At 45.9% G+C, this 22,213-nt stretch carries 18 protein-coding genes; 2 read left to right on the top strand and 16 right to left on the bottom strand.

The annotated features are described in order from the left end of the window. Positions 1-2: 2 nt before the first annotated feature. The 10 genes from A8709_RS25650 to A8709_RS25605 all read right to left on the bottom strand — a co-directional run bounded on the left by A8709_RS25650 (position 3) and on the right by A8709_RS25605 (position 13,318). The gene (locus A8709_RS25650) at positions 3-1,070 is read right to left on the bottom strand and encodes a dihydrodipicolinate synthase family protein (protein ID WP_065856478.1); all 1,068 of its coding nucleotides are present in this window, start codon (positions 1,068-1,070) and stop codon (positions 3-5) included. 2 nt (positions 1,071-1,072) lie between these two features. Continuing rightward, entirely contained in the window at positions 1,073-2,089 is a 1,017-nt protein-coding gene (locus tag A8709_RS25645) for an NAD-dependent epimerase/dehydratase family protein (protein WP_065856476.1), read from the bottom strand. A gap of 174 nt (positions 2,090-2,263) precedes the next feature. Further along, positions 2,264-3,616 (bottom strand): GGDEF domain-containing protein, encoded by a 1,353-nt coding sequence (locus A8709_RS25640; RefSeq protein ID WP_065856474.1) that lies wholly within the window; start codon positions 3,614-3,616, stop codon positions 2,264-2,266. A 188-nt stretch (positions 3,617-3,804) separates the two neighbouring features. After that, complete coding sequence (locus A8709_RS25635; protein WP_065856472.1) at positions 3,805-4,353, bottom strand: hypothetical protein; 549 nt, start codon at positions 4,351-4,353, stop codon at positions 3,805-3,807. A 215-nt stretch (positions 4,354-4,568) separates the two neighbouring features. Further along, the gene (locus A8709_RS25630; RefSeq protein ID WP_065856470.1) at positions 4,569-5,903 is read right to left on the bottom strand and encodes a redoxin domain-containing protein; all 1,335 of its coding nucleotides are present in this window, start codon (positions 5,901-5,903) and stop codon (positions 4,569-4,571) included. 197 nt (positions 5,904-6,100) lie between these two features. Beyond that, positions 6,101-8,347 (bottom strand): YyaL domain-containing protein, encoded by a 2,247-nt coding sequence (locus A8709_RS34970; RefSeq protein WP_065856468.1) that lies wholly within the window; start codon positions 8,345-8,347, stop codon positions 6,101-6,103. Positions 8,348-8,365: 18 nt separating this feature from the next. Further along, on the bottom strand, positions 8,366-9,274 hold the full coding sequence (locus tag A8709_RS25620) for a fumarylacetoacetate hydrolase family protein (protein ID WP_065856466.1): 909 nt from the start codon (positions 9,272-9,274) through the stop codon (positions 8,366-8,368). Positions 9,275-9,339: 65 nt separating this feature from the next. Further along, positions 9,340-10,113 (bottom strand): SDR family NAD(P)-dependent oxidoreductase, encoded by a 774-nt coding sequence (locus A8709_RS25615; protein WP_065856464.1) that lies wholly within the window; start codon positions 10,111-10,113, stop codon positions 9,340-9,342. A gap of 147 nt (positions 10,114-10,260) precedes the next feature. Then, positions 10,261-11,010 carry an IclR family transcriptional regulator gene (locus A8709_RS25610; protein ID WP_065856461.1) on the bottom strand — a complete coding sequence of 250 codons (750 nt, stop codon included), beginning with the start codon at positions 11,008-11,010 and terminating at the stop codon, positions 10,261-10,263. A gap of 241 nt (positions 11,011-11,251) precedes the next feature. Beyond that, complete coding sequence (locus A8709_RS25605; RefSeq protein WP_244163317.1) at positions 11,252-13,318, bottom strand: acyltransferase family protein; 2,067 nt, start codon at positions 13,316-13,318, stop codon at positions 11,252-11,254. Positions 13,319-13,531: 213 nt separating this feature from the next. Between A8709_RS25605 and A8709_RS25600 the strand changes: the two genes are divergently transcribed. Both A8709_RS25600 and A8709_RS25595 read left to right on the top strand, forming a co-directional pair. Next, positions 13,532-13,834, top strand: coding sequence for a MazG-like family protein (locus tag A8709_RS25600; RefSeq protein WP_065856459.1), 303 nt, complete (start codon positions 13,532-13,534; stop codon positions 13,832-13,834). Between the two features lie 132 nt (positions 13,835-13,966). Next, positions 13,967-14,167: a PspC domain-containing protein gene (locus A8709_RS25595; protein WP_065856457.1), complete on the top strand. Its 201-nt coding sequence runs from the start codon at positions 13,967-13,969 to the stop codon at positions 14,165-14,167. A 62-nt stretch (positions 14,168-14,229) separates the two neighbouring features. Here A8709_RS25595 and A8709_RS25590 read toward each other — a convergent pair whose 3' ends face one another. The 6 genes from A8709_RS25590 to A8709_RS25565 form a co-directional block, all read right to left on the bottom strand. After that, entirely contained in the window at positions 14,230-14,586 is a 357-nt protein-coding gene (locus A8709_RS25590; RefSeq protein WP_065856455.1) for a response regulator, read from the bottom strand. 161 nt (positions 14,587-14,747) lie between these two features. Then, entirely contained in the window at positions 14,748-16,961 is a 2,214-nt protein-coding gene (locus A8709_RS25585) for a hypothetical protein (RefSeq protein WP_065856453.1), read from the bottom strand. Positions 16,962-17,203: 242 nt separating this feature from the next. After that, complete coding sequence (locus A8709_RS25580) at positions 17,204-18,043, bottom strand: carbohydrate ABC transporter permease (RefSeq protein ID WP_244163315.1); 840 nt, start codon at positions 18,041-18,043, stop codon at positions 17,204-17,206. Between the two features lie 32 nt (positions 18,044-18,075). Next, on the bottom strand, positions 18,076-19,035 hold the full coding sequence (locus tag A8709_RS25575; RefSeq protein ID WP_084225532.1) for a carbohydrate ABC transporter permease: 960 nt from the start codon (positions 19,033-19,035) through the stop codon (positions 18,076-18,078). Between the two features lie 104 nt (positions 19,036-19,139). Continuing rightward, positions 19,140-20,486, bottom strand: coding sequence for an ABC transporter substrate-binding protein (locus A8709_RS25570; protein WP_065856449.1), 1,347 nt, complete (start codon positions 20,484-20,486; stop codon positions 19,140-19,142). Positions 20,487-20,599: 113 nt separating this feature from the next. After that, positions 20,600-22,213 (bottom strand): response regulator transcription factor, encoded by a 1,614-nt coding sequence (locus tag A8709_RS25565; RefSeq protein WP_065856447.1) that lies wholly within the window; start codon positions 22,211-22,213, stop codon positions 20,600-20,602.

Here is a 22,213-nt window from a genome sequence, read left to right as displayed (position 1 = left end):
CTTTATGATAACCAGTTTGCTAGATTTGCTTTCACGAACGCATCATCATTCAAATGAGGATAGTCTCGGTACATGCGATCAATTTCTTCAAATTGACCCGGAGACAATTCTTCGTGGGGATTCAAACACCACGTTCCTTTTAACAAGCCTTGACGGCGAAGCACCTCATGAATGCCTGGAATACAGCCAGCAAAGCCATGTGCCGGATCAAAGAATGCCGCATTCGTTTCCGTAATTTCCACATTACGCGTCAACCATTCTGCAGCAAGTATTGGGTTCGTTCGAACACGTTTCACTTCATCTAAGAGTTCAACGGCTTTCTGCGTCCATACCGCCCAATGGCCAAGTAAGCCGCCAACAATTCTCTTCTCTATTTGTTTACCCGCAACTTGGAATTTATAAACAGTGAGCAAGTCGTTTACGATATTATCATCATTGCCTGTATAGAGAGCAATCTCATCTCGACGGTCTGAGTAGCAGACCGCGCGTACGACATCGATGGTTTGATAGCGATTGAAGGGTGCCATTTTGATCGCAACAATTCCCGGAATATTGGCGAATTTCTCCCAAAAATCGAAGCTATACACCTTACCGCCAACCGATGGCTGTAAATAGAAGCCGATGACTGGCATTTTCTCAGCAATACGTGCTGTGCGATCTAGAATTTGAGCTTCCGACCACCCCGTCAAACCACCCATGGAGAGCAGCGCGGCATCATATCCAAGTGAAATGGCAATGTCCGTTTCTTGAATGGCTTGTTCCGTTGGCCCACAAATTCCTGCTACTTTGATGAAAGGTCTTGTCAATGCAGCACGATCCACCTCTTCGGAAGCCAAGCGCAGCACTTTTTCAAACAAATTATACTTCGCATCTCGAATCTCGAATTGGGTTGAGTGAACCCCCACAGCAATACCGCCTGACCCTGCTCCGATATAATATCGCGTCAAAGCCCGTTGGCTTTGCTCATCTAACACACGATCAGCCGTTAAGGCCAGCGGATGGGCTGGAATGACAAGTCCTTCATGCAGCGCAATACGCTGCTCCTTCGTTAGATCCCGACGTTGTAACATGATTAGAATTTCCCCTCTCGTTCTTGGAAATGAGTAGGCTTATTGATCATGCTTCCACCCTGTTCGATCCATTCCGCAACCCAATCAAACATCTGCAGCAAGGAAACACGCGGATAGCCAAACAGCTGCATGCTCTTGGATGCGTTACTCAATAACGCTGTCTCTGACTCTTGACCTTTGAACGTTGGCTCAATGCCGAGACGCTGTCCTAATTGCTGCGCGGCGTATTTCACCGACACCGTTTCAGGCCCTGTTACGTTGAGGAAATTGGCTGGACTTTGTGTCACTAGTAAGGAACGAATCGCGATTTCATTCGCGTCTCCCTGCCAAATACAATTGAAATGACCCATGGATAAATCAATCGCCCGACCTTCTTTGAGCGATTTCGCAATTTCTAAAAGCACGCCATAGCGCAAGTCAATCGCGTAATTCAAGCGATAGATTAATACCGGTGTCCCATTTTTATGACTATAGTGTTCAAACATCCGCTCTCGACCGAGACAAGATTGCCCATATTCCCCAATCGGTGCCGGGCTAATGGCCTCATGTGCCCCGCCATACGTAACTGGTGTGAACGGATAGACATTGCCTGTTGAAAAGACAACAATGCGGGAGTTGCTGTATTTCTCTGCTACTCGGCCTGGTAGATACGCGTTCATGACCCACGTGAAATGTTCTTTACCTGTCGTCCCAAACTTGGTGCCTGCCATATAAATGACATTCTTAACATCTGGTAAAGCTTGCAGCGCTGCATCGTTCAAGAGGTCACAAGCGATCGTTTCTACACCGTACGATTGCAGTTCATCCTGTAAACCAGATTCGGAGAAACGGGAGACGCCGTACACTTTTTTATCTACACCCGCTGCTTGAATCGCGTTCATCGCGAGCTTCGCCAAGCTAGGTCCCATTTTACCGCCGACGCCAAGCAACATGATATCCCCATCTAATTCTTGCATAAATTGGATCAGTGCAGGGGATGGGTTCGACATAACCTTATCCAAATCTTCTAGTGTTTTCATTAATGGCAAGCTCCTCACGTCATGATCTTTAAATAAACTTCCTGACTGTAGTATACGGAGTCACCAACATAAAAGACAAATCTTTATATTGTCTTTTAATGAATAAAGAAAACCGCTCATTCATGGACGAAGTCACAGCTTGAGCGGTGTGTTAATGAGAAAAATGGGCATAGCTTAATTTAACGGGGCCGACTCCGCAAATTTCTCCAAAAAATGAAGGCGGAACGTTTGCTTTGGTCTCCCCTTCGGCACTTTGACATATCCCGTAATTGAGATCAGTCCATGATCCATCCATTGCAGGAGCAGCCTGTGTGTGCTTCGCACTGTAACGCCTAGAATATTCGCAAGCTCATGCACTTCGTAGTCTAGTTTATTGCTCCGTGCAACCGTCGCTAACAGCCGGCTTAAATAAGCGGATGTCATACCTGCATCTTCCGCATTTTTGAGGAGTATGGGATCTGTCACGGACATATCCCTACTTAGTGGATCCGCCATTTCCAGCGGTCCTATGAGCGTTTTATCTTCTCTGACGATGAAGCAGGTATTTCCTCCTGCCTCCTTACATCTGCGCAATGCGAGGCGTGCGTGCGTACCTGCTTCATTCGCGCTCCGCCCGAAGCCAATGCCCATACTTAAAGACAGGCCCAGGGATTTCCACACTTCGCGGGCAAGAGGGACTGACTTATAACCAACCGTCTCACGTTCAAAGATCCCCCGCGTCGTGAAGAACAAATACTCATCGGCTCCGAGATGCGTTAGATAGCCGTCTAATGATTCAACGTAATCGATCAGCCGCCGATGTATTTCAAGCTTAAACCGCTGAATGTCATGTTCAGAGCTTTGTTGCTGCAGTTTTTTACCAAAATCATCCACATTAATCATGCCGACAAGAATTTGTGCTTCCTTGCTGCGTCTCGTTTCCGTTGAAAGGAGGGCACGCTCGAGCGCCACTGTAATATTCTGGTCCGTTGGTGTAATCCACTCGCATGGAATGCCCAACTCATTAAGCTTATCTGCGACCTCACTCTCCGTTGTCATTGCTGCATGTGTTGCCCCCCTGTGGAAGGCGTCTGCATGAAATTGAGTTATTTCTTGAACATGCGGGTAAGGAACGCCATCATATATAAGAAAATGGCTGGCTGTTTCCCCAATTTCTTTGACATGTTTGCTAAGAGCTGAAGAGCTGAACGAATCAATACTAAACACAGTCTGTGATGGATTAAGTTCTGGTTTGCTCCGCATACGGTATAAAGCGCTGAATAGCCCAGTGTCTGTTAATGGGATCATGTGCACAGGTAGATGGGTAACGACCTTCTCCTTCACTCTCCGGTACAGCGTCGGTCCCGTAATAAGCAGCACCTCAACTTCCGCAAGCAGCTCCTCCGCTGCACGTGGTGCCTCTTCAACTGAGCATGCTCGAAAGAGCGGTTGAAAGGATGGGAAGGATGTCGCGATGACGCTTAACACTTTATTGACCAGACCCTCGGGCCCTAATATACCGATAGCAATACGATTGGGAATATCCATGACTTGCGCCCCCTTTCCTTGTGTTGTTTGCACACTTCATGGTTACCTCGTCAAAACTCGTTTCCCTCAGTATATCCTCCCCTCATATTAAAAGACAATTCTTTTTAGTGTCTTTTAATTATACTACCTAGGCCTTTGTTCTGATTAAGTGATATTGCAGGGTCCCCCCCCTTTAGCTGAACCTCTATCTACAAAAAAGCATGAATCAAAAATAAAACGGCGAACGCAAGTCCACTTCGAATATGCCACTTGCGATCCAGCCTGCGATAGCGAAATAAACCAGAAATCGGTACCGGTAAAAGGACGATGAGAGCAAGCAGCCCGCTTATATTGTTAAAATCCCATTTGAAACCATACATAAAGACGGCAACCGCATGGAGTACAATCAGTGTAATTGCCAAAATGGCTAAAGGTGTATGACATCTTTTGACAACACGAAGTAAAAGAACTAGCCCTTTTTTTAGAAAGTCTAACTGCCCCCAGATTCGTTGTTTGATAAGAAAGACCAGAACATAATTCGCCAAAACGACGAATAAGGCTAATCGTGCATTGGAGCCATAGCTTTTGAACGTTTGCTCAAAATGCCGATTATGAAGAGTTGCTGACGGCGTGTGGATGAGGCTCCATAATTGCCAAATGAGAAGGATCATGGAGATCACCGCTGCGCCGATGACCCATTTGCGTTCTTTCTTTGGAATCCAAGATGAACGTTCGATTTTATTTGGTTGGTTGCTCATTGTAATTGTTTCCTCCACTTTCTTATGATAGGTGTAATATACCCCATTATTCTGAAATTGGGATGAGAGAACTTAAAATGATTGCTGCAGCTGAAACTTGAATCCGCGCAGATATGGCTCGAAACGACAAATAAGGCGATCAATGAGATCGCCGCTGCGCTGCATTTTATGATGAATGCCATTAATCCAGATTGTTTATAATCGCACCCATTTATTTAGCTTCTTTTACTTCTCTCATCAAGTACGTTCAGTTGTTCTACATGTCCATTCATATCCTGTACAATTTCATTCACTTCTTGATTAATTGTCATTTCAATCTGTTGAATGTGACTCAAATCAATCTGAGCTTGCAGCTGACTCTCCTTGATCTGAGATAATTCATTCCCTAACTGCAGTGTGCCTATCGCAATTTGCTTTACACCACCTGAAATACTGCTAATTTGGGAAGAGTTCACCGTTAAGCGGTCACTAGCCACATCCATCGTCTTTTCAAACGTGATGAAGGACGAGAAACTTTCACTAATCTTATCATCAATGGCTTGCAGCTGTGCCGTAATATTCCCTGCTGATTCCTCTGTTTCATGTGCTAATTTGCTAACTTCTTTGGCTACGACAGCAAATCCTTTTCCATGCTCACCGGCACGAGCCGCTTCGATGGAAGCGTTAAGAGCAAGAATCTTGGTCTGCTTTGAAATTTTCGTGATCACCGAGCTCATCTCATTTACCACGAGCGTCATGCCAATTAATTCATCCATCAAGCCACGTGTCGTTTGAATGTTATGACTCATCTGTTGATTTAAGTTCTGAATGTTGGCGAATTCCTGAGAGGACATATCTAATTGTTGACTAAATGCATGAAGCTCCTCGTATTTGCCCTGGTAGTCCTTCACAAACGCTTCAAGCTGCTCCGAATTATGAAGAGACGTTTGTTTAAGACCTTCAATTTGATGCAAATTATTCCCGACACTGGAGGTTACATAGCCTGCCGAGTCACTCACATGCTGAAGCGTTGATTTCATATTCGAAATGAAAATAGGGAGTTCATCCCGGAGCGCGTTGGTCTGGTTATCTTCGACAATCGAAAGGGTATCCATAACTTCCAGAATCTCTTTCGCTGATGGACGATCCCCTTGATTCTCACCAATATAGGAATATCGAATGACTTGATTCTCATCAATAATATAAGTGCTGGGAATGGCGATACGGAAGGAATCCCATTTAATCGGTGTAAAGACTTCATAGGCTTTAATAATTTCTCTAGTTTCATCAGATAGAATAGGAAATTTAATACCATTTGCTTTCACATAATCTTGAATGTTCATCAGTTTCTGACCAGCAATGGCGATGAGGTTAACCCCTTTTTCCAAAAACTTTTCATAGAAAGCATTCAATTCTGGTATTTGTTTCTGACAATTATGACACCAGGTTCCACGTAAAAATATGATGACGAGCGGCTTCCCCTTAAAGTCTTCCAAGCCTTTCATCCCTTGTGTAGAATCCAAACGAAAAGGCACTGCTTTTTTACCAATTGTTAACCCTTTCTTCGCCATGTTGGCACCCCTGTTTCAAATGTTGTATCTACAGTCTAGCTGAAAATGAGGAGATTAGCTATCTAGCATTTTCAGCTATTTTGTAAAACGAAATGAGCCCTATTTCCGTCTATTGAAACGCTAGTGGAAATCTAATGCAACGCCAAAAAGCCGAGCAAAATCGCTCGGCTTTACGAAGACTATTAAGATCGTATCTTTCAGTTCACTAGCTGGAAGGATTCCGTCACGCAGCGGATCGTTCTGGATTCGCCAGGTGCTAGCTCAAGCAGCTTTCCGCCACTACGAAGATCATGACATAGCTGACCACGCATCTCGGATTCATTTTCGATAAACAGAAGCACTTGGGCTGCGAATCGCGTGGGATTCGTCACTGTGATCACGATGGCCTCTTCGGTATGTGCATCCACCTGTGCCTCGATGTGATCGAGTACGCATAAGAAACCTGTATCTGGCTGTACATAGAGGCCGGGAATCTCCAAGCTGGTCAGCATAAGTGCCACCTCACTCCAGCAAGATCCTGCGAAGACACCTCCAACACACGCTGAACCTTCCCAGTCACTTAGATTAACACGTTCGTTTACCCAGCCAGGGGATAAATCAATCCCGTCCCAACTTCGAATGATGCGATCTTCGCGTGACATATAGGGCATGAGGCTATGGGAAATATCCTGGATAAGCGAAAGATATCGTTTATTGCCTGTGGCTCTGTACAATTTAAACAAGGAATCTCCAGATAAGGTGCATATCCCTGGGGCGCTATGCTTGTTCTGCGTATTGGCAAAGACCGTTCCCGTCGAACGCATTCCCAATCGGTGGAACTCCGAGCCCTCCGGCCATTCAAAATCATAGGAAACGACCCAGCTCATGCATTGTTTGGCCATCTCCTCGCTTCTAGCGAGCCACTTCGCATCCTGGGTATACTCGTATAGCACTTGGAAGGATTCCAATAACGAAAAAGCCGATTCACTATCTGGACATTGCAAAATCTCACCAGGTCCACCGGTTGTTACACCAAGCCGCGTATGATAAACATAGTAATGCTCAGCGCTCTCCTCGGCAATGCGAAGATACGTCTGGTCGCCGAAATAATCATAAGCCAATACTAATCCAGCAGGAGCAATGGCTGCACTGGTTGACCCTCCGACGATGATGTCTCCGCTCGTGATATCCACAAATTGGCCGAACTGGCCATACCGCGTCCACAACTGAACAAATGCATCAGCTAGCCGCTGAGTGCCAGCAATCCATCCTAGGGGAGTAAGCCAATCAGCGTGCGCTTTCTCCAAATAACGAATTTGTTTCAGCACAAAATACAACACATCACTGCTTTTACGCAGGAGATGCCAGCGTTCCGAATCTTCCCGATCGAAACCATCGCCGTAAAAACGTCCCTGGGTATACATGCCCTGAAAGAATCCGCTCTCCGCCTGCGTTGAGAAAAGAAAATGTAAGGTTTGGACGGCGCGATCTCGAGACAGTTCACCGCCTAGTCGCAATAACGGATACGTCGACATACCGCCGCCGACCCAGCCGCATTGCCAATCCTGATACTGATTCTCGCGCATTCCAACCGCATAATACGTGGTATCGTTGTGCCAGTTCATTTCGTTATATTTGCGCTCGATTGTTGCAAAAGCTTCTGAGAAGGGAAGTTGATGCTGCATGGCTTTCGGCTGCTGCACATCTTTGCGTATGTCAGCAAATCGATCAAATAAGTGCTGTATGCAGGAAGCCTCGGTAATGTACAAACGAACGCTTAAGGTGATGCAATCACCCGCTCGAAAGGTCGCACCGTGATCTCCCTTGCTTACATCACTTCGCATGCTAGGAGCACTAAGTGTAATTACTGCTTCCGAATAACCATGCTGCTCCTCCATTACGATGCCAGTGGTTCCCGCTTCCGTATGCGTCGTTGTTAACAACCAAAAGGCTTTCTGCAGCGCAGGCGAAAAAACACCAATCGCCGGCGTTGCTGCATCTTGTGTCGTAACTTCCAATAAGGAATTTCCAGAAGTGAGGGTAAGCCTAGGGATGTCCGTGATTAACGTCGTCATATCCGGAATGAGATCTTCCTCGTCCTTATAAATAGGCGGGTAAGGCACAGGCTTGGAACGAAACCGATTGCCGTTATATACGGCAGCAGGGATCAAGACATAATTGTCCTGTGACCACTTGGCAAAATCAAATCGAACTCTAATGGCTGCTTGAAATAACTCGCCCTCATTTAAACGGAAGGTGAAGACGCCATCCCTCGCATCAGGCCGATCCGCCACCGCGGTCCATGCACTGTGCACAGACCACCGCGTTTGTTGAAAATGCCATTCACCATCTTCATCCGCTTCTTGCCAAAGCTGCTGATCGCTCATCTGTGGATTCTCACTTCGTTGCAGAAAACCAAGCTGTACGCTGCCTTCCATACGTTGAAGCCACTCCCTGAACACCATAGCCTTCCCTCTTTCTGCTTATTCCTGTTCTGCCACCATCCGATTCGTCAAAGCCCCGAGCTTCTCGATTTCAATCGTGACGATGTCGCCATCCTTCAAGTAAACACGCTGATCTACTGGTTTACCCAATACGACACCTTCTGGCGTTCCTGTCAAAATAATATCTCCGGGTGACAGCGTCATATGCTGAGAAATGTAGCTCACAATTTCATCGCAGTGAAATATCATATCCGATGTGTTTGAGTTCTGTCTTACTTCACCATTTACGGTACAAGAAATCGTTAATTGGTTCGGATTTCCAACTTCCTCAGCCGTGACCAAGTAAGGACCTAACGGACTGAACTTATCGCAGGATTTGCCTAACAGCCATTGTTGAGTACGCATTTGTAAATCACGCGCTGACAAATCATTCACATTGCAATAGCCGAACACATGGCTAAGTGCTTGCTCTTTGGATACATATTTCGCGGTCTTGCCCACGACAATCACAAGCTCAGCTTCATAATCGACTTGACTTGTTACGCGAATTGGAAGTGGAATATCGTCACCTTGCGCCGCCAACGTATTATTGAATTTGTTAAAAAGGATCGGATACTGTGGAATCGGCGCATTCGTCTCCTCCGCATGCTTGCGATAGTTCAAGCCAACGCAAATGATTTTGCCGGGATGTGTGACACATGGACCGTACTTCACTTGATTTTCAGCTAAAAGGTAGGGACTACCCTCAACTGCGTTTTCCATGACGCGTGCCACATAACGTTCGATTTGCGGCAGAGCTGACTCGCCATTTCCAATGACAGACATAATGTCCGTCGGAATTCCATCCTCAGGAAACGCTTTCAACGCCTCCGTAATATCGAATACACTCTCGTCTAACTTTACCCCAAGATGATATGTACCTGCATGATCAATCGTAACCAGTTTCATAAGATAACTTCCTCTCCATCATATGTTTGATTTGAAATGATATGTTTGAATGATAAGTGCAAAGCCTATGCGTTCTTACCGAAAACTGCGCCGCCATCGATGTACAATGGAGATCCCATCATGAATTTAGAATCATCCGAAGCAAGGAATAACGCGGCTGCCGCGACATCTTCAGGCGTGCCGAGGTCTTGGCTGAGTTGTCTGCTTTTCAGAGAAGCAATAGCGGCTTCAGGATCATCATAGGATGTTTTCAAATAATTCTCAACAAAAGGTGTTAAAATAGTTCCCGGAAGAAGGGCATTCACCCGAATCTGATAGGAGGCATAGTCAACTTGCATCGACTTGGTCAGCGCAAGCACTGCCCCTTTAGTCGCAGAGTAGGAAGCACGTCTGGCTAACCCAATTTCAGCAACACAGGAGGACATATTAATAATAGAACCACTGCGTTGCTCCATCATATGAGGGAGTACATATTTGGACGGGAGGAATACGCCACGAATATTCACACGAATCACGCGATCCCACTGTTCCGGCTCCAACTCATGCAGAGCTCCTACACCGCTAATTCCTGCGTTATTAAAAAGCACATCAATGCGCCCACATGTTTCGATTGCCGTATCAACCATCTGCTTCACAGACTCAGGATCAGTAACGTCCGCCTGTAAGAATAACGCTTTACCGCCGTTAGCGATGATTTCTGCTGCTGTTTCAGCGCCTTTCGTCGCATCCAAATCATTCACGATCACATAGGCCCCTTCTCGACCAAAAAGCAGCGCACTGCTCTTTCCAATTCCTGATCCTGCACCTGTAATCAACGTTACTTTATTCTCTAATCTCATGTGATGGCCTCCAGTTAGTTTATTATAATAAACTAGGTTTATAATATTAATTATATTACTAGTTTATCACCAGCTTTCTGCACCGTCAATGCACAAAAAAACATCTGATTCCCGCTTGAACGGAGCATCAGATGTTCATTATTCGTCTTATAGTATCTTGGATAAAGAATGCGCTAACTGCTGAATTTCTTCCTTGGCCATCTCTTGCTTCAAAGACCACTGTTGAACCGACATGGAGCTGCTAACGGCAGCAATCCAGGTCCCATTACGATCTAGAACCGGCATCGCCACACAGCAGAACCCAGGAACAATTTCTTCCATATCAAGTGCGTAACCATTTGTTCTAACACGACCCAGTTGTCCGAGGAGTTCTTCTCCTGTCTGAATCGTATTCGGAGTAAATGCTTGATAGCTTCCCTCTTCATATAAAGAGAGCACCTGCTCGTCCTTTAACGTTGAAAGCAGCAGCTTCCCCATTGCCGTGGCGTAAGCCGGCAACCGCATCCCAGGTTCGGAGATAATGCGGACATGGGCTGAGGCCTCCTTCTTGGCCAGATACACAATCTCACCTTTCTCTAGGCGAGCTAAATGGATCGTCTCACCGACTATCGCCATCGTCGCTTTGACGTTTTCTTCAAAGAGCTTGACCAAGGTCATACCCGCGAAATAGGCGTTGCCAATAACACCGAAAAAGGAACCAAGAGCATACGTATCCCCTTTTTCTTTGATCACCCAGTCCAACGTCTCCATCGTATGTAAAAGTGAAAACATCGTGCTTTTATTGATTCCTGTTGCCCCGCTCAAATCCATCAATTTAAGCTTGGAGGGCTGTGCCGCTACTAACTGAAGCACATCTTGCGCTCTCTCCAGTGCAGGAACCCAATACTTTCTTTCCATGTATATACCTCACCTATCATCTCAGATGCACTCATTTTACCACTTCATACTGCCGTCTGCTATTGATTAATTGCAAAGTATAAAGCTTGGAGCTTTGATGATATCCAAAGTAACAACAGCACGCATCCAATGTGCTTCCACCAAAAAAGGCCGCATCACCATGTTTAGTCATGGATACGGCCATGTAGTGGAAGCCTATCATTCCCGCGATTGCATGAAATGCCTGACGGAGGAGCGTGCTTTACCGCCCGCCTTTTTGAACGGCATCGCTCAGAAGGGATGCGTAATAACTTGCACCTTCCGTTTTCAAATGAACACCGTCTTGGACGAAGTACATTTCCTTCCCTTGGCTTGCCTTATGCCAATCTACGACGGTTGCTTGCGGAAATTCAGCAGCCACCTTGGACAACGTTGCATTGACATTATCTTGCCAGGCGCGAGGCACACGCGTGTTCACTAGTATGATTTGTTTCACATCACCAAGTGTTGTCAGAACGCCACGTAATTGATCCGGATTGAACGAACCATTCGTTCCGAGTTCAATAATAACTCTTCTCCCCAGTTGATTCTTGGATTTCAGATCATCAATCACCGCTGCCAATTGGGACATTTGTCTGCCCACTTTCCCATCAACCACGATGCCTGGCAATAGTTTCTCTAGGAACGGAGCCGCGTCCAAAATAACGGAATCCCCAATTGCCGTAATGCTTTGTTCGGCGTCAACTTTTGGATCGGGGGAAACCTTACCCGTTTCTTGACTTACATCCGAGACAGGCAGGGAAATTTGTGAATTGGGCGGCTCCTTGGTCGCAGGCGTAGGCAACGGCGTAATCGTGGCCGTTGGTGACGACGATGGAGACGGCGACGGTACAATTGTTGGAGACGGTGTTGGTGTTAGTGATACTTTGGGTACCGACGATACGGATGGTGAAGGTACTATTGTTTGTGATGATGTTGCTGCTGGTGATGGTGAAGGAACTAGCTTTGGCCCTACAGATGGTACGAACAATGAATCTGTTGGGACTAAGCTGACGTTCGTTGCCTCTTGATGAATCATTGCTGCGTTAGCAGATAATTTCTCAGCAAATGAGTTATTGGAAAACGACATGACGAATAGCTGAATCGGTAAAATACCAATCATTAACATATATCGTACTCGCAATGGCGACCGTAAGCTTAGGATCCACTGTTTGGGTTGAAAGACACCACGTCGGAATGGTTCCTCGATACAGGAATAAGAGAAAGCAGCTAATAGCAAGCTTAGTAGGATCTGTACGGTGACCGTACTCAGGTCAGTTCCCCCGGTGTTCATAGATGAGCTAGTCAGAATGATAACAGGAAAATGCCAAATATAGAGACTGTAGGAACGTTTACCTAGCCATCGTAATGGCTTACTCCCCATGACTTTCCCGAGTAAGCTGGCAGGATGAGCGATTGCAGCGATGACGATCGCAGTTATGATAGAGAAGAGTCCTAATCCACCCACATAGAGGGAAGCCTTATACGCATTTGTAGTCCACATCATCAGAAGGATAACGACTAACCCGGCCCCGCCCATCATATCCAGCATCTTGCTTGAATGGCCAGTCATCTTCTCGGATAGTTTCCTACTCGGCCAAACAATGGCAAGTGCTCCACCGATAAGCAGCGCAAAAGCTCGTGTATCTGTGCCATAATAAACCCGACTCGGATCCAAATCTGGTTGATAAACGAATGCCATAACGAGCATAGAAACGAGTGCCCCAGCTAACGTGAGCACGAAAAGCGTTCCTCGACGATGAACATAACGTAAGACAAGTGCCAATACTAATGGCCAGATAAAGTAAAACTGCTCTTCAATTGCTAATGACCATAAGTGACCAATCGGTGAAGGCGGACCAAAACTCTCAAAGTAAGAGACCTTATGGAAAATAAGCCACCAATTATTGAAATAAAGTAGGACAGATACAAAGTCCCCTTGTAACTGCATCAACCGTGACCGATCGAAGATGAGCAACCATAAACAGACAATGGCAAGCATGAACAACATGGCGGGCATGAGTCTTCGCACCCTTTTTAACCAAAAATCCTTCAGATCGATTCGCCTCGTCGTTTGCCACTGGACAAGCAGCTGATCGGTTATTAAATACCCCGACAACGTGAAGAAAACCCCAACTCCCAGCAGCCCTCCGGGCAACCAAGAACTGTTCAAATGATACACAATGACGGCCAGAACTGACAGCGCACGCAGCCCATCTAATCCCGACATATACCTCCCTTTACTACGACTGTTTCCTGCCGTTAATTTACTTTCCTCTTTCATTCCCATTAGCTGCTTCCTCCTGCTGTTCACATAACTCACCTTTTTCAGATACGAATTAGACGGAGGGATGGCGAAGAAAGTTGGCGTGTTTGGAAGGAAAATTAAAATAACAATTGCTGCCTCATTTTCGCTGCTCACTTTGAAAAATCAACCGATAGTCCCTATACTGAAAGAGCAGGATTTACAAACTCTACGTGTATAAAAGGGGAAAACATAACTATGCATATTTCTGACATGCAAAAGCATATTCAACAATTCAGTATCGAAAAAGGCTTCGACACCTCTACGATTGAACAAAGAGCACTCTATTTGACCACTGAAGTCGGTGAAATGGTTAAAGAGTTACTGCATCTTTCCTATCACCCCGATCACGAAAAGAAGGAAGAAATCAAAAAGAATCTCGGATTTGAGATGTACGATATCGTGTGGAACATCTGCGATCTTGCCAATAAATTGGAAATTGATCTAGCACAAGCCTTTGCTGCAAAGATGGAAATTAATAAAACTAGAACTTGGTCATAGATACTCCCTCGACTTAAGTATAGGATCCATGACCGCCAATGGTCCGTTTTCGTAGTCGCTTGAAGCAGCTACAATAAAGACATAAGAACAAGCGCTAACGAAAATGCTTAAATGCGAGAGGAGATTTCAATCATGAACAAATTATTCAGATCACTAACAGATCGTAAATTAACAGGGCTTTGCGGAGGAATCGCAGAATGGTCCGGGGTCAACTCAACCGTCATTCGACTACTAGTCGTTGCGGCGGGGCTGTGCAGCTTCGGAACCGTCGCGCTGCTTTACTTTATCAGCAGTATCTTAGTCCCGAAGATGTCTTATAACCGTTATTTATAAAAAAACAAAAAACGCCCATTCCTTTGCATTAAAAGCAAGGTGATGAGCGTTTTTGCTATGTATTATATGGCTTTGCGAATGGCATCCAATACGCGATCGCCTTGGAAGGGCTTCACAATGAAATCCTTGGCTCCCGCCTGAATGGCTTGCACGACCATGCCTTGCTGCCCCATGGCAGAGCACATCACAATTCGAGCATTGGCATCCTTTTTCCTAATTTCCCTCACAGCTTCAACGCCTTCCATCTCCGGCATCGTAATATCCATCGTCACAACATCCGGCTTGAGCTCTTGGTACTTCTGAATGGCTATTCGTCCATTCTCCGCTTCGCCAACGACGGTATGGCCGCCTTTCGTCAATATATCCTTCAACATCATCCGCATGAAAGCGGCATCATCTACGATTAAAATTTTCGCCATCGCCTATCACTCCTCTTCCCAATGCACGTCTAGTAAGGATACATTCACTTTACGCTATAAATATTAGGGAACTACCTCGCTAAGTGTTAGGAATGTTTGTGATAGGGCTGATTAGGATAGAAAAATAGAGCCCGCAAACATGCGCGCTCCGTTTGGATCTCTTATTTTTTAGATGGAATCTCTGTCTTGAGAACATCTTTTAATTCGTCCCTACCGATTCTAATGGTTGTTGCATTTCCAGGGTGCGGTTTAATATGCGCTTTGGAACCATAAGGATGTTGCGCGTTCACTACGGCACCAGGATGATAATGGACTACGAAATCGTTAAGGAATGCCCCTGTATTATCGAAGATGTTGCACGTGCGTTCATAGGTATTATTACCGGAAAGTTGATAGGAATTTCCGACATCCACGGTATAATTTTCATCTTCCATGAGTACACAAAGCGTATTTATCCACTTTTTGAATTCTGTGTCACGGTCGAATATCGTCAGCTGCTGATTGTACATATGGGTGGTCAGCTGTAAGGCCGTTTGTCCTGGCGGCCGTCCGCCAATTTGAGTGGTGAGGATACCTTGATCCCAGCGCATTTTCTTAGCTAACCGCAGGCATGCTAGCAGATCCGCCGCGGATGCAGCCTTTGGCCGAAGCGTACGGAGGAAGCGAATCTCCGTTTGTCCGCCATCAGGCGTCTCTTTCACCAAATTGCTAATTTGGTCTGGTGTATAGTGAACCAAGAGCAGTGAATAATCTGCTGCAAAGGCAGGCTTAGCATACACCAACAGATCAGCGTGATGAACCAGCTGTTTCATGTGCGGAACGGGTACATTATCCGTATGGAGCATACCCAGTAGTTGCAAACAAGGCTCACTAACGGCAAAGCCCAACAGCTCCGAACAGTCGATGAGTCCCAGAATCGCATGAAGGGTAGCCGGTGGGAGCACTTGAAGGCAGCGATTATACATTTGTAATGTGGTATCTTCATGCTCGATAAACATGAGTAAATTAGGGGCGACTTGTACGTGTTGGATGATTTGCTCAGCTATCTTGAAATTTTGACCGCAGATCGTCAGGGCCGGAATGGTCGCCGGGTGATACTGAACCTTCTGGAAAAATGCCAAGTATTCATTTCTCCGCTTCGCGTAGGCTTCAGGACCGACAATGAGTTTGACATCTCGTTCTGCATCTAGTGCCTTCTCATCAATCGCGTCCATTTTGCCTTGTGAAAGTTGCCGCTGTTTGTTTTCTACTCTCTTTTTTAATTCTGCTTGCTTGGATGCTATATTGATCTCTTTTTTCTCGTTTCTCGTTAGGACTTTGAACGCCTCTTCGTAATGACTATCCCAGACATCTTGCTTTTTCTTGTCTCGCGTTTCACGGATTTGTTGGATGTTCGTATCCCTTACTCGATCCGCGTGCTCACTTGAACCAGCCACTGCCTCCAAGGCAAAAGAAATGTCATAATTGAATTCTTTCACGGCTTCTATATGCCCACGGGCTTCTTCCGTCGTCGGTGAACCTTGAACGATATCCACGACGCGTCGCAACGCGGGCATATTCGTCAATAAATCACCTTGGTACGTGGTAATCAGCTTGAATTGATCGATAGTGAGCGCAGGTATCGGCAATTGCAAGAGCACCTGCAGCCAATTCAAGCCTTCCATCGTGTCTCCACCAAAGATCACAAGTTTCTTCAAATCTTGCGCAGGGATGGGCGAAACAGGTGTCCACCTCTTCAGAAACTCACGTTGCATCGGCAGCAGGCCGTCTGATGGCATCAATGGCTCGTCTCTCGTATCTTCTGATTTGCGCACGTACTTGATGACGAGATTCTCCAAATCATCCCAGCCTTTGTCTTGGGCCATCTCCAAGAGCTTTAGTGCCGCAGGCAACTTATCGCTATTGGATAAGTCCCAGCTCTGAAACTTTTCAATAGCGACGATTTCACTTTGACTTTGCGCGTATTCAATTCGCTCCTGCAGATCTTCCCACCCCATCTTCTTGGCTACCTGCAGCAATTGCTTCACCTCGCGGGCATGCTCTGTAAATAAGGTATCTTCTTCCCACTCTTCAAAATAAATGATCGCGTCATCTTCACTTTTAAAGCTCGGCAATCTCTGTACAAAGAGGCCCCCTTGAGCTTGAGCGCCCGTTTGTTGCAGCTGCCGAATACCTTGTGGCGAGCTGCCTCTAGTTTGTTCTCTCATCAACTGAGCCACAGCACGATTGCCAATCGTTGCTTGCAAGCCCATGATCCCTTGAATACCTCCGCGCATAATCGGAAGTTGTCCGAGTTCTTGGTTGGTATCATGACTGGCTGTTGTTTCCTTGCGTGACCCTCGCGATTCGGTGGCTTTCACCATGGATCGTGTCATCATGATCCCCCTTTACCAAGTTTTACCTCATACATCATTCGGTCCCTTGGTATGGAAATCCTTGTGGGATTCATGGAAACAAAAAAGTTGGTTCTAAACTCCTAGGAGCTTAGAACCAACTAGATGCTTCATCTGAAGGATAGGCATCGTTGTCTGCTGTTGTATCTTTCGGAAGGGTAACTTGCCATAGTAAACGCCTAGTTCTTGCCTTCGATAATCTCAGGTACTTCACGTTACCTGTCTTATCCCTTCACTGCTCCAGCCGTCATGCCGTCAATCAGGAACTTCTGCATGAAAATAAACAAAATGACAACAGGAACGACAGACAATACCGAAGCCGCCATGATGCTGCCCCAATCAGTCGTGTACAGCCCTTTGAAAAGCGTTATCCCAGGTGTAAGTGTCCGATGAGCTTCATCATTAATGAAGACAAATCCAAACATAAACTCATTCCACGCATTCACGAAAGCGAATAGTGCCGTAGCAATAAGGCTGGGAATAGATACAGGGAGGATAATTCGGAAAATGATACCCACCCGCGAACAGCCATCGATTTCAGCCGATTCTTCCATCTCATAAGGAATCGAGTCGAAGTACCCTTTTAACATAAACGTACACAGTGGAACCATAAAAGTCGTATACGCCAAGATCATGGAGTAGTAAGTATCTAGTAAATGGTAATTTTTCATTAGTAAGTAGAGAGGGACTAGTAAGAGAACGCCTGGTACCATTTGAGACAGCAGCAGCGTCACACTGACCACTTTGACCCCACGGTATGCACGGAATCGGCTTAAGGCATAACCCGCGAAGATTGAGATGATCAGAGACAAAATCGTCGTTGCCAATGCTACGTACATACTGTTACCAAAGAAGCGGATGAACTTGGATTGCCATAGCACCCGAGAGAAATTGCTGAATGTGAGATGGTTTATCCAAAACGTTGGATGACTCGTTCTCACTTCATTCATGGGCTTTAAAGCCGTATCGGCCATCCAAAGGAATGGAAATAAGCAGTAGATGGCAATAATAATCAAGACCGCATAGGTCAAGACATGCAGCCATAGCCTTTGCCTTTTGCTCATGAGCATACGAAGCATGACTCCAATCTGCCGAATTAGGCTTTATTTTTATTAGCTGAACGGATGTAAACCAAGAGGAAACCAACCATCATAAAGCCTAGCATCATGGAAGCCAGCGCTGATGCCGCACCCACATCATATTCTTTCATTGCATAGCGGTAGATCATAATTGGTAAGGTTTCCGTTGTATTGAATGGACCGCCTTCGGTCATGACCCAGATGAAGTCGAAATTGATTGCCGTCCAGATAATGTGGACAAAAATGAGAACCACCGAGACATTTTTCAGCTGAGGAAGTACAATTTTAAAAAAACGTACCGTAACCCCTGCGCCATCGATGGCCGCTGCTTCAATCATTTCCTTCGAAACGCCTTGCAAGCCAGCGAGCAAACTTATTGTATAGAAAGGAAAACTTCTCCAAATATTCACGAATGTGACCGTCAACAGCGCCGTTTGGACTTCACCAAGCCAGTAGTAAGGCTTATCAATGAGACCTAGTTTAACTAGCCAAATGTTGATTATGCCGAAGTCAGGTGCCAGCATCCATTGCCAAGTTAACCCCGCAACAACGATCGGTACGACCCAAGGAATGATGATGATGCCTCTGAAAATCGCCCTGCCTTTGAGTGGCTGGTTGAGTGCAACAGCCGAAATGATGCCTAAAAAGAACTCACCCGCTACACTTAATACCGTCCATATCGCTGTATGCCGCAGGGAGCTCCAAAAATTCTCATTATGGATGACTTCTTTGTAGTTATCCAAACCGGCAAATGAATGAAGTGCTTTATTGACTAAATTTTTAAAATGAAAACTGTCCCACACCACGGTTAATAAAGGGTAGGCAATTAAGAGGACGAAGAAAAACAAAGCTGGCAAAACGAAGAGATTCGCTTGTAACCGCGTTTTTCGTTCACGTCCATAATAAGGTCTTTTGGTCTCAGATACGTTCGAAGTTGCGGGCTCAGTAACTGGCTTCTCAGGGATTCTTGTTTCCATTTTCTCCATCGCTATCACCATTTTTAGGAAAATTAAAGCAGGCATACAGGATATGCCTGCTTGGTCCATCCTTTTCTCTCATTTAATTTAGATGCGCAATCTCATTATTTCGAGCTCAATTCGCCTGATTTCTTCAAATCCGTATTAATTGCATCGGACAACCATTTCGCTACATCCTCTGGTGAATCGTTCTTAATAAGCGCTCGCGCAATGGAATCTTCCATATCTTTGGTAATGCCGCCTAGTGAAACACTTGGGAACACGACACCAGTCGAAGCTAAGTCCGTAAAACCTTTCCCCCATGGGCTATCACTAACAACGTCAGAACGCGGGGAGTTTGTTGGACGAATATCCGTCTGCCAGTCTTTGCCCAAGATGTACGTTGCGAATTCGAACGCTTCCTTCGGATGTTTGGCACTTTTATACAGGTAGAGCGGGCTCACTTCAAGAAATGTCGCTGATTTCTTTTTGGATGGCGGCGCTGCGATTTTAACATCCTTCATCTCCTCTGGATTTTCTTTGTTACGCCCTTCGATCCAAGGACCATTGACAACCATCGCATATTGACCTTGAGCGAAATTCGTATCTTCTTCCTGCCAGCCCCACGTCTTCGCTTCCGGTTTAACCGCACCTTTCCCCAGTAAATCTTTATAGAACTGATATACTTCACCAGCACGTTTCAATTCATCCGCATTATCTTTCCAAGTGTTCTTAAATTTACCATCATCCATTTGCTTAGCAATCACTAGATCATTCTGTGCGAACAAGGATAGCAATTCTTGCGGGGAGCGAACGCCCGCTGCAGCGATACCGAAGGCTTCTTTGCCATTTGCTTGCTTCACTTTGCTCGACATGGCAAGCAAGTCGTCCCATGTTTTGGGCGGTGCATCAAAGCCCGCTTTCTTCAGCATGTTCTCATGGTAAAGTAACGCACGAATACCGAGGTATTGTGGAAGTGCCAGCACTTTCCCATTCGTTGTCAAAGATGCCATGACGTTCGGATAGACTTTGTCTTTATCGCTCCAGGCATTGAACGATGCCGTCAAATCCTGTAAAGCATCCATCTTCGTAAATTCGCCGAACCATTCGCTCAATCCCCAGCTGAGATCCGGTGTATTCCCAGCATTAATCGCGGCAATTAGCTTGTCATGAAGGACATCAAACGTAATCAGCTGTACATTAATTTTGATCGCAGGATGTGAGTCTTCAAATTTCTTGATTTGCGCTTTGGTCTTCGTCTCTTCATCCGAATTTGGTGTCCATGCGGCCCAATAATCCAATGTGACGGGTGTTTGCTTCGCAGTAGGTGTAGCTGTTGCTTCTTGTTTCTTCGGAGCATCGGTTGCACTAGCGGTGCTCGATGCGGTCGTGTCCGACTTTGCACATCCAGCCAAAACGGAGAGTGCCACCACACCTGATAAGACTGCGGGAATCATCTTTTTATTTGTCATTCGCCCTGGTCCCTTCCTTTATCACCTGTTTGTTGTTTTGCTTTACCTCTTAATTGTACGAAGGAACTCAAGCCCGCAACATGTGACAATACTCAGCACAAAGTGGAAAATATTCAGTTGCGAGTTTGCTGCTGAGCTCGGTACTGCTTGGGAAGCTGACCTGTCGCCTTACGAAATACCTTGCTAAAGTAGCGTTGGTCCTGATAACCAACCAATTCCGCAATTTCGTAAGCGGTTAATCCACTGCCCACCAGTAGTCGCTTGGCCTGCTCCATCCGCACTTTCGTCAAGTATTCGGAGAAGTTTTCGCCGGTTAAGCTTTTGAACAGGGAACAGAAGTAGTTTTTATTCAGGTAAAACCGCTGAGCAACACCTTCCAAATTCACCGTTTGATAATGGATCTCGACGTACTGTTTGATGCTATAGATCAACTGCTTCCCACTCTTGGCTTTATGATTATTGGTGACGTTCTTCAATAACTGATCCATGATGTTACGAAGAAGTCGCTGAACTTGCTTGAGCTCGAACTCGTGCACGCCAACCCGTGTTTCTTGGAGCCACAGCGGCATTTGTTCGGAGCGATGAGCCGAAGCGTTCTCGATTTTGTCTAGGATCAGGGTCACCGCATGCTTAAAATTCTGCAAGCTCATGTTCGCAATCGATTGCTGGTGCAGCGCCTCTTCCAGCTTACGTAACAAGGTCGTCTCGCTATCAAGCGTCCCTGTATCTAACAAGCATTCAAGTAAGCCTTGTAGCTCTTTCCACTCTTTCTGATCCGATGCCTTCTCATCTTGGATGGGGTCGTCGCCGTATCGGATAATGGTCTCCAAAGCGCCGATACGAATCGTTTCCATGACTTGTGCGCCTTCTATATAAGCCGAAGCAAGTGAATCGATTCGCTGCTTCGGAGAGCTGATGCCAATCAGCGCTCGCACACGCAAACAAGTCGTCAACGACAAGTGGATACTTCTGCCCATTTTCATCACATCGAAGAACAATCCCTTGGCTTCACAAATAACAACGAATTCATTCGACTTATGGAGATTACGAAACACAGCCCCTGTTTGCTGCTGCAAGCATTCTTCAAGAATATTTCGCGCAGCAAAGTAAAAGATGGACCGATCCCCCCTATATCGATCCTGGATATGCTCATCGAGGTCAATTAAGTGAATCACGATCGTGTAAAATTTGCTTTCAGGCAGTGCTAGAAGCAGTTGCTCCGCTCGCACCAAAATATCAAACTCTTCCTTGATTCGCCCTGCTACAATTTGGCTCAATAGCTCATCGCGCATCAGGACAATTCCTTGATTGAGCACGGCTTTCTCATTAATTTGCTCGATTTTCCTATTGGAAACGAGAGCCAATTCTTCAACGGCCTTCGTCAACGTTCGCACCAGTTCCACTTCTTGTAAGGGTTTTAATAGATAGTCAAAGGCGTCCAAAAGAAATGCCGGACGAGAATATTGAAAATCCCCATAGCCGCTAAGCACAATGACTTTGCCTGTAAACGCACGTTTCTTCATCCACTCCATGAAGCTTAGACCATCCAGTAGCGGCATTTTGATATCTGTAATGACGATATCGGGTTGATGCTCCTCCACCAGTCGGCAAGCCTCTTCACCGTGATAAGCTTCCCCTACGATTTCCCAGCCTAATGCCTCCGTGGGTATACAAGCTTTCAGTTGCTCATGAATCGCTTCTTCATCATCCACAATGAGAATTTTCAT

The sequence above is a fragment of the Paenibacillus pectinilyticus genome (assembly GCF_001700435.1).
Classification (GTDB): Bacteria; Bacillota; Bacilli; order Paenibacillales; family NBRC-103111; genus Paenibacillus_E; species Paenibacillus_E pectinilyticus.
Note: the sequence above shows the minus strand (reverse complement) of the source record. Positions and strands in the feature narration are given on the sequence as shown.